The sequence below is a fragment of the Chitinophaga sp. genome (assembly GCF_036566945.1).
GTDB lineage: Bacteria > Bacteroidota > Bacteroidia > Chitinophagales > Chitinophagaceae > Chitinophaga.
Window position 1 is genome coordinate 1 of sequence record NZ_DATCVJ010000583.1, and the last position, 7,799, is coordinate 7,799.

The following is a 7,799-nucleotide window of genomic DNA, read 5'->3' on the forward strand; positions in this document are numbered from 1 at the left end:
CCGGCAAAAACAACAGGAAATGATCGGTAGCGGCAGTATTAGTCGGCTGTCCGTCAATCGCTGTCATTATTTTAGCGCGGATTATATTGGAGGAAAAGTGCTCTTGTGCCGGAATGACATTGCCTGTTAACCACAATACGCCAATTTTTTCCAGAAAAGGATACACCACCCGGGTAATACATTTTTCAAAACCCAGGTGCAATACCTGGTTGTAAAAGATGTTCTCAAACCGTGGCTGGTCGTAGTCGAGCGTGGCGGCAATCAGCTCATTTACGGATAATAGGGTGGATTGCCCTTTTCCCGCAATGTCAAGTGAGAGTTTGTTCTGCTCCGCTGACGACAAAGCAGCTATGCGCGAGATCTTTATCCCGTGATGGTATAAATAGGCTATACGCAACAACGTTTTCAGGTCATCGCTATCATAAGTTCTATGATTGGTGTCCTTCCTCCTGGCCTGAAAAAGCGGATAACGTTGTTCCCATATCCTTATCGTGTGTGCCTTTATACCGGTAAAGTTTTCAATATCCTTAATGGTAAATGTATTCAACGCAGGTATAGTAAAAAGTCAAATTTAGGCAATTCATTTATGGTTGCGCCATATGGGCTAAAATTATAATAAAGTATCTTTTAATGTATTTTTAAGAAAACTTTTGTAAAGTAATAGCTACTGGCTAACAACAGAATATTATATTTGCCTTTTTAAGCATCTAATAAGCGTAACTGAATGAACCTGGCATTTTGGAAAAAAAACAAAGACAGTCAGCCAAAGAAAAAGAAATCTGCGGTTAGAGAATGGTTAGACGCTGGTATCTTCGCTATCATAGCAGCCACGCTTATCCGCACTTTTATTTTTGAGGCTTATACGATCCCGACCCCCTCTATGGAAAAGACCTTACTTGTGAACGATTTTCTGTTCGTAAGCAAGATCAGTTACGGTCCACGTATCCCAATGACCCCACTGGCAGTGCCTTTTGTGCATCACACACTGCCCTTCACTAAATCTGCCAAAGCTTACTCTGAAGCAGTAAAATGGAAATACAGACGCTTACCTGGCTTTTCAGACATTAAACGTTATGATGTTGTGGTATTCAACTTCCCGGAAGGTGATACCGTAGCCATCGATTCTCCCGATCCAAGTTACTACAACATGGTCAGGGCAACCGGCTGGCAGGCAGTACAAAACTCATATCAGATTATTCAACGCCCGGTAGATAAGCGCGAGAACTATATTAAGCGTTGCATGGCGCAGGCGGGTGATACCCTGCAAATTATTCACGGTGCTGTATATATCAATGGCACCGCAGCACCAGTACCGAGCGGAAGTCAACATAAATACGTGGTAGAAACCACCGGTGATCAGCTGAATACCAGCAGACTGGAAGAATTAGGCATTGCTACCAATCCACCTGACTTTTACCAGATTGATGGCAACAAGTTTCTCTATAATCTTACACCGGCCAACGTTACAGCACTGAAACAATTCCCGATTGTTAAAAACATTACGATCTACGAGGACGCTAACTTTGCAGACTTCAACTATAACGCTGTTTTCCCGCATGATACTGCACATTTCAAATGGACAGATGAAAACTTCGGTCCGATGTATGTGCCTAAAAAAGGCGCTACCGTTAAACTGGAAGAAAGCAACATCGCTTTATACGACCGTATCATACGCGTATACGAAGGCAATACACTGGAAAGAAAAGATGGTAAATTCATCATCAACGGTCAACCTGCTGATTCCTATACTTTCAAAATGAATTACTACTGGATGATGGGAGATAACCGTAATAACTCCCTGGATTCCCGCTTCTGGGGCTTTGTACCGGAAGATCACGTTGTAGGTAAAGCATGGCTGATCTGGATGAGTTACGGAGAAGGTGGTATCCGCTGGAGCCGTATCTTCAGAAATATTAAGTAAGTAATTGCACCGAAATATAATTTAAAGTAAATTACGGACCGGCATATCGCCGGTCCGTAGTTGTCTTACCCCGGCAAGCCCACGGCCGTAAGTACTACCCAAAAACGCTGATATGGAAAAACAATCGCTGCATATTGAATACCTGGTTTACAATGATATGAATGGCCTCGATGATGCGGATGCCTGGTTGCTTAAAGAAGCCCGGGAAGTAACTGCATATGCTTATGCGCCTTATTCCCGTTTCCAGGTGGGCGCAGTGATCCGATTGGCAAATGGAGAAATAGTGGCTGGCTCCAACCAGGAAAATGCTTCGTTCCCTATTGGTCTTTGTGCAGAAAGAGTAGCCCTGGCTTCTGCCGCTTCCGTGTATCCTAATATTGATATTGATACCATCGCTATCAGCTATCATAATATCAACGGCGACAGTTCACATCCCATTTCACCCTGCGGTATGTGCAGACAGGCCATATCAGAATATGAAGCGAAGCAGGATGCTCCTATCCGACTGGTGCTGGGCGGGCTGAGTGGGAAAATATATGTGATTAACCGTGCTAACGACCTGTTGCCACTATCTTTCAACGGTGATGAACTTAACCTGTAAAAAATAGAGATATAATTATATTGCATATAAATTATATATACTCTATATTTGTCCGGCACCTCCTTTAAGTGCCGCGATTCATGAAACCCTGCCAGCTTATAATCAGTATATGTACCATTATACTATTTACTGCAATCTATAGTGAACCGGCAGCAGGTTACTTTGCTAAAGAAGAGCCGATGTTGGTGAGCTACCGGCCAGGGCTACACGTTGTTAAGGATACACTGCGGGCAGTCACTCACTATCAGCATCAGGCACATGACTTGTACAACAAAGGACATTTTAAGCGGGCAATTGTACAGTGGAAAAAAGTATTACACTTGCAACCTACCAATGCTTTTGCTATGTTTATGCTTGGAAAATCGTATATGGGTGCAGGTGAGCAGGAGAAAGGGGAAACCCTGTGTGATCAGGCGATCGGGTTAGGAGAGAAAGATGATACAAATGATAAAGTTATTTGCCACAGTGTAGAAGGATTTTAAACAGCGGATAGAGGATAGGCAAGCTCCTTTTTTTGTTGCTGCTTACTGTGGTATTTTCTTCGGCAGCTTCGGCCACGGCGGCCGCAAGCTGCCAGCGCTGCGATCCGAAAGGCTCGCAGCGTTTTAATGGAAAAAGAAAAGGAAGGCGATTGGCCTTCCTTTTTCTTTTATATAAAAATGCTTTTTTACATTCTTTCCGGTACCCGGATCCCCATTAATTTCATACCCTGCTTAATGACGTTGGCAGTGAGCATGATAATTTGCAACCGCAGTTTTTTCTTTTCTTCTGTAGCTGCCCTGAGAATAGAATAGGTAGGCACCCCATCTACTTTTTCACCGTAGAAAGAATTGAATAATTGTGCGATAGAGAAAATATAATTGGCAATAACGGAAGGACTCAGCTCACGATAAGCTTCTGCCAGTACGCCCGGGAATTGTTCGTTCAGTATGATCAGTTCTTTTTCCAGCGGCAATAATTCACCGGTGTAATTGAACGTGGCCAGATCCGCTACCGGACCTACTTCCCTGATAATAGATTTAATACGCGCATGTGCATACTGGATGAATGTGGCAGTGAAGCCATGCAGGTCAATAGATTCTTTAGGATCAAAGATCATTTTCTTTTTAGGATCTACGCGCAGCAGGAAGAATTTTAAACCTCCCATCCCTACGGTATCGTAGAGTTCATGCAGTTCTTCTTCAGAAAAAGTATCCAGTTTTTTACCCAGTTCTTTGGCATTTTCTTCTGCCGTCTGGATCATTTCAGTGATCATGTCATCAGCATCTACTACGGTACCTTCCCGGCTTTTCATCCGGCCATGGGGTAATTCCACCATGCCGTAACTGAGGTGCAGGAGCCCCGGAGCAGAAGGCTCGCCCAGTTTTTCCAGGATTAGTTGCAGTACTTTGAAATGGTAGTTTTGTTCATCTGCCACGACAATCACACTCTGATCCATATGGTAATCCTCGTATTTTAAACGGGCAGTACCCAGGTCCTGTGTCATATATACAGAGGTGCCATCTCCACGGAGCAGCAACTTCTGATCAAGTCCGTCGGCAGTGAGATCTATCCATACTGAATTGTCTTCTTTTCTGAATAAGACACCTTTCTCGAGACCTTCTGCTACGAGGTTTTTACCTAATAAGTAGGTTTCACTCTCATAGTACATCTTGTCGAAATTGATGCCGAGACGATTGTAGGTTTCGGCGAAGCCTTCATACACCCAACTGTTCATGGTGGCCCACAGTTCCCTCACTTCCGGGTTACCGGCTTCCCACTGCTGCAGCATGATTTTGGCCTGCTGCATGATTTCGGTCTTATTACGCGACATCTCTTTGATATCGTCCATAATCTTGGCCTTCTTGTCTTTATCGTCTTGTATTTCCGGTTTATGCAGCGCAGTCACCAGCTTCTCCAGCTTTTCCACTTCGGCGCCTTCAAAGTCTGCAAAGTCGTTTTCCAGTACGCGGTCTATAATAGGTTCGGCTTGTTCTTTTACCACAGATTCAAACTTCACATAATAGTCGCCTACCAGATGATCACCTTTGATACCACTGGATTTCGGGGTATCGCCATGTGCAAACAGCTGCCATGCCAGCATGGATTTGCAGATGTGAATACCACGGTCGTTTACCAGGTTTGCTTTAATAACTTCAAAGCCATTTGCCTTCATAATTTCAGCAATGGAAAAACCGAGGAAGTTATTACGCAGGTGCCCCAGGTGCAGGGGTTTGTTGGTATTGGGAGATGAATACTCCACCATGATCTTTTTACCATTGGCAGGCTGTATTCCGATGTTGGCATCACTATAATTCGTTTCCAGGAACCTGGTCCAGTAGGCATCGTTGATGCTCAGGTTCAGAAAACCTTTAACTACATTGAATCGTGCAATCAGTTCCGGGTTATGGGCGGTCAGGTATTCTCCTATGCGTTGTGCAGTTTCTTCCGGTTTTTGTCGGCTGAATTTTGTGAAAGAGAAAACTACAATGGTATACTCACCTTCGAATTCAGGCTTGGTTGTATTAATTGAAATGTCTGCTTCAACTAATGGCTGATCGTAAAGCGATTTGATGGCGGCCACGGCGGCCGTTCTGATGTTTTGTACAACACTCATGCTGAAAATGATTAATGCGAGGGGCAAAGATAGTCAATTAGCAGAAAGCATAAAGCGGATATTGTCTTTACCAGGATTATACTGATTATACTGATTTCCCGGATGTTGTTTTGGTGACGTAGGGTAAATAAGAAAGACCAGAGGAGATATAGGCAGATAGCCAATATCTTCTCTGGTCTTTATGATCAAAAAATAAAATCAGTAAAATCCTGGAAAAAACAATACCCGCTTTCTCCCTAGAACCGGTACGACAAACCGATCTGTGCTACGGAGTTCTTGTGGTCAATATTGTCAGAATCGAATACATTGGTCAGGCCAAAGTTATACCGGGCGTTGATACCCAGTCCCATATCGAAATTATACCCGCAACCGAAGCCCAGTCCGAAATCGATCGATTTCATATTGTCTTTAATATCGGTCGTATGGTCGCCTGCCTTGAGTTTTGCACTCGCCAGGATGCCCAGCTGTGGGCCTGCTTCCACGTAAAATGCTTCGGCAATGGTATACTGCACCATTACAGGTATGTTCACATAGTTCAGCTTAGTAGTACTGGAGATATTGCCCAACCCCCAAAAAATACTGCTACTCGTTTTTGTTCCCTGTGCGGAATACACCACCTCTGGCTGTATAGCCCAGCTATTATTGAGGCCGATGTTGATAAGACCGCCAACATTAAAGCCGGCAAGGGTTTTAGAATCATCAAGGGAAGTTAGTTTGGAAATATTCAATCCTCCTTTAACGCCAAATTTTACATTTTGAGCTTGTACTGCCAGCATAGTTCCGATGGCTAGTACGCCAGACAGAATAAGTTTTTTCATGATATGTTATTTTATGTACGGCCCAGTTTGCAATAAGTATGCCGTTTTATCCCCACTGCGGGGAACCAGCCCTGATGTATCTGCTATAAATCCTTCAACATCCAGCTGTCACAGCCAAAATGGCCGGTATTACCCATAGGTCCTGTCAGGTACCTGAAACCGAATTGTTCATACACTTTTCTTGCACGGGCGAGTTCGGGGCTTGTTTCGAGGTAGCACTGCGTATAGCCATGTTGTTTAGCGTAGTCGAGGCATAAGGTAATGAGTTTGCCTGCGAGGCCCTTACCGCGGGATTCCGGGAGCAGATACATTTTCTGCAATTCACATACATGTACTTCTCCGCCATCCAGCGGATGAATACCGGCGCCTCCAATGACACGGCCTTCCATTTCTGCTACATAATAAATGGCACGGGGAATATCGAAAAGTATGGATAGGTGGTCGGTGGTAGGGTCTGAAAACGCAGTACCCGCCTTGTTCATACCGAATTCTGTCAGGGTTGTTTTTACAATGTTGGCGACCACAGGGTCGTCTGATGGACGGATCGTTCTGATTATTATTGGCTCCATAAAATGAAATTACGAATTACGAATTACGAATTACGGATTTTTGTAGAGATATAAGCGTAGGCTGATCTACGCGTTTACCCTCTTCGCAAAAATTCGTAATTCGTAATTCGTAATTCGTAATTCTTTTTAAAATATCGTAAACTCTACTCTTCTGTTCTTTTGTCGGCCTGCAGCGGTTTTATTGCTGGCAATAGGCTGTGTCATGCCATAACCTACGGCTTCGATTTTAGAAGAATTTACCCCTTTTTCGATCATGTAGGTTTTAACAGCTTCGGCTCTTTCCCTTGACAGGGCAAGGTTTCGTGACTGGCTACCCACATTATCCGTATGTCCGCTCAGTTTCAGGTTGAGGTTCTTGCGTTTCAGCAGTTCGGCCACTCTGTCCAATGCCGGGTAAGAACGAGGCTTGATGCTGGCTTTGGCGAAGTCGAATTCCAGGTTCTGGATCGCTTCTTTTACAAGACGGGTATCTTCTTCGGTAATCACTACTTTCTCTTCTTTCTGTATAACCGGTTCCGGTAATGCACAACCGGAGCCATCTACCTTGGTGTTAGCCGGAGTGCCCGGGCATTTATCGAAGAAGTCAGAAACGCCGTCGCCATCACTGTCTTTTGTCAGTTTATCTACGTCAGCAGCCAACCTGGCATTGTTTTGATTGGCAGCATCCAGGGTAGCGGCAAGGGCAGCTTTTTGTGCCTGCAGCTCATCATACATCACGCTGGCAGGGTTTTCCCATTGCAATTGCTTTTTGCCTTTCTTGCCCAGCGCAAACTCCAGCCCGGCATAGCCATAGGAGTATTTATCCTTGTTGGGGCCATGCGGATAGCCGTCGAGGTTATCCCCATCAGTATAATACATGGTGTAGCCCAAATCCAGGTTGATGAGTTCTGATAACCTGAATTTAAGACCGGCACCTACCGGGATAATCAGTTCCTTAATGGCTTTATCGTCTGCTTTATATTCTACTTTAGTGCCGTTGTTGAGTTCCAGGGTGGGCTTGTATCCGGCTAAACCTCCACCCACAGAGGCGTACAGCGAAACGAAGTTTTTCCTGAACAGCCAGTTGACCGTGGTAATATTAAATACGGCATTCACGGTAGCAGACCAGGGCAGCTTGGTTTCATAAGATTTGTAGGGACTGACAAGCGGCATTCCATTGCCCAGCTCCTTGCTGTTGTCAGCCTGTAATTTGCCACCCACATAATCAGCCCTGAGGGCGAGGAAATGAAGTATCTGGTATTTAACATAAGCGCCATAAGCGAAAGAACCTTTCCATTTGGTAAAGTCATTACTG

Annotated in this window: 8 protein-coding genes; 3 read left to right on the forward strand and 5 right to left on the reverse strand. The window is 44.6% G+C overall.

From position 1 onward, the window contains the following. On the reverse strand, positions 1-547 hold a 547-nt coding region (locus tag VIP81_RS17790), incomplete at its 3' end, for a MerR family transcriptional regulator (RefSeq protein WP_331963883.1). Between the two features lie 177 nt (positions 548-724). On the opposite strand from VIP81_RS17790, the gene lepB reads away from it, so the two are divergent. From lepB to VIP81_RS17805, 3 genes are all read left to right on the forward strand, one after another. Beyond that, complete coding sequence (lepB, locus tag VIP81_RS17795) at positions 725-1,921, forward strand: signal peptidase I (protein WP_331963886.1); 1,197 nt, start codon at positions 725-727, stop codon at positions 1,919-1,921. A gap of 112 nt (positions 1,922-2,033) precedes the next feature. Continuing rightward, positions 2,034-2,522, forward strand: coding sequence for a cytidine deaminase (locus VIP81_RS17800; protein WP_331963889.1), 489 nt, complete (start codon positions 2,034-2,036; stop codon positions 2,520-2,522). Positions 2,523-2,602: 80 nt separating this feature from the next. Beyond that, the gene (locus tag VIP81_RS17805) at positions 2,603-3,004 is read left to right on the forward strand and encodes a hypothetical protein (protein WP_331963892.1); all 402 of its coding nucleotides are present in this window, start codon (positions 2,603-2,605) and stop codon (positions 3,002-3,004) included. Between the two features lie 185 nt (positions 3,005-3,189). On the opposite strand, the gene argS is transcribed toward VIP81_RS17805, so the two are convergent. The 4 genes from argS to VIP81_RS17825 all read right to left on the reverse strand — a co-directional run. Then, on the reverse strand, positions 3,190-5,118 hold the full coding sequence (argS, locus tag VIP81_RS17810; protein WP_331963895.1) for an arginine--tRNA ligase: 1,929 nt from the start codon (positions 5,116-5,118) through the stop codon (positions 3,190-3,192). A gap of 236 nt (positions 5,119-5,354) precedes the next feature. Then, complete coding sequence (locus tag VIP81_RS17815) at positions 5,355-5,936, reverse strand: porin family protein (RefSeq protein WP_331963898.1); 582 nt, start codon at positions 5,934-5,936, stop codon at positions 5,355-5,357. An 83-nt stretch (positions 5,937-6,019) separates the two neighbouring features. After that, positions 6,020-6,505 carry a GNAT family N-acetyltransferase gene (locus VIP81_RS17820; protein ID WP_331963901.1) on the reverse strand — a complete coding sequence of 162 codons (486 nt, stop codon included), beginning with the start codon at positions 6,503-6,505 and terminating at the stop codon, positions 6,020-6,022. A gap of 126 nt (positions 6,506-6,631) precedes the next feature. Continuing rightward, on the reverse strand, positions 6,632-7,799 hold a 1,168-nt coding region (locus VIP81_RS17825), incomplete at its 5' end, for an OmpA family protein (RefSeq protein ID WP_331963904.1).

What these genes read in the sequence shown, in the direction of transcription:
- VIP81_RS17815 (WP_331963898.1), bottom strand. Translation starts at nt 5,936, where the DNA reads ATGAAAAAACTTATTCTGTCTGGCGTACTAGCCATCGGAACTATGCTG.
- VIP81_RS17805 (WP_331963892.1), top strand. Translation starts at nt 2,603, where the DNA reads ATGAAACCCTGCCAGCTTATAATCAGTATATGTACCATTATACTATTT.
- lepB (WP_331963886.1), top strand. Translation starts at nt 725, where the DNA reads ATGAACCTGGCATTTTGGAAAAAAAACAAAGACAGTCAGCCAAAGAAA.
- VIP81_RS17800 (WP_331963889.1), top strand. Translation starts at nt 2,034, where the DNA reads ATGGAAAAACAATCGCTGCATATTGAATACCTGGTTTACAATGATATG.
- VIP81_RS17820 (WP_331963901.1), bottom strand. Translation starts at nt 6,505, where the DNA reads ATGGAGCCAATAATAATCAGAACGATCCGTCCATCAGACGACCCTGTG.
- argS (WP_331963895.1), bottom strand. Translation starts at nt 5,118, where the DNA reads ATGAGTGTTGTACAAAACATCAGAACGGCCGCCGTGGCCGCCATCAAA.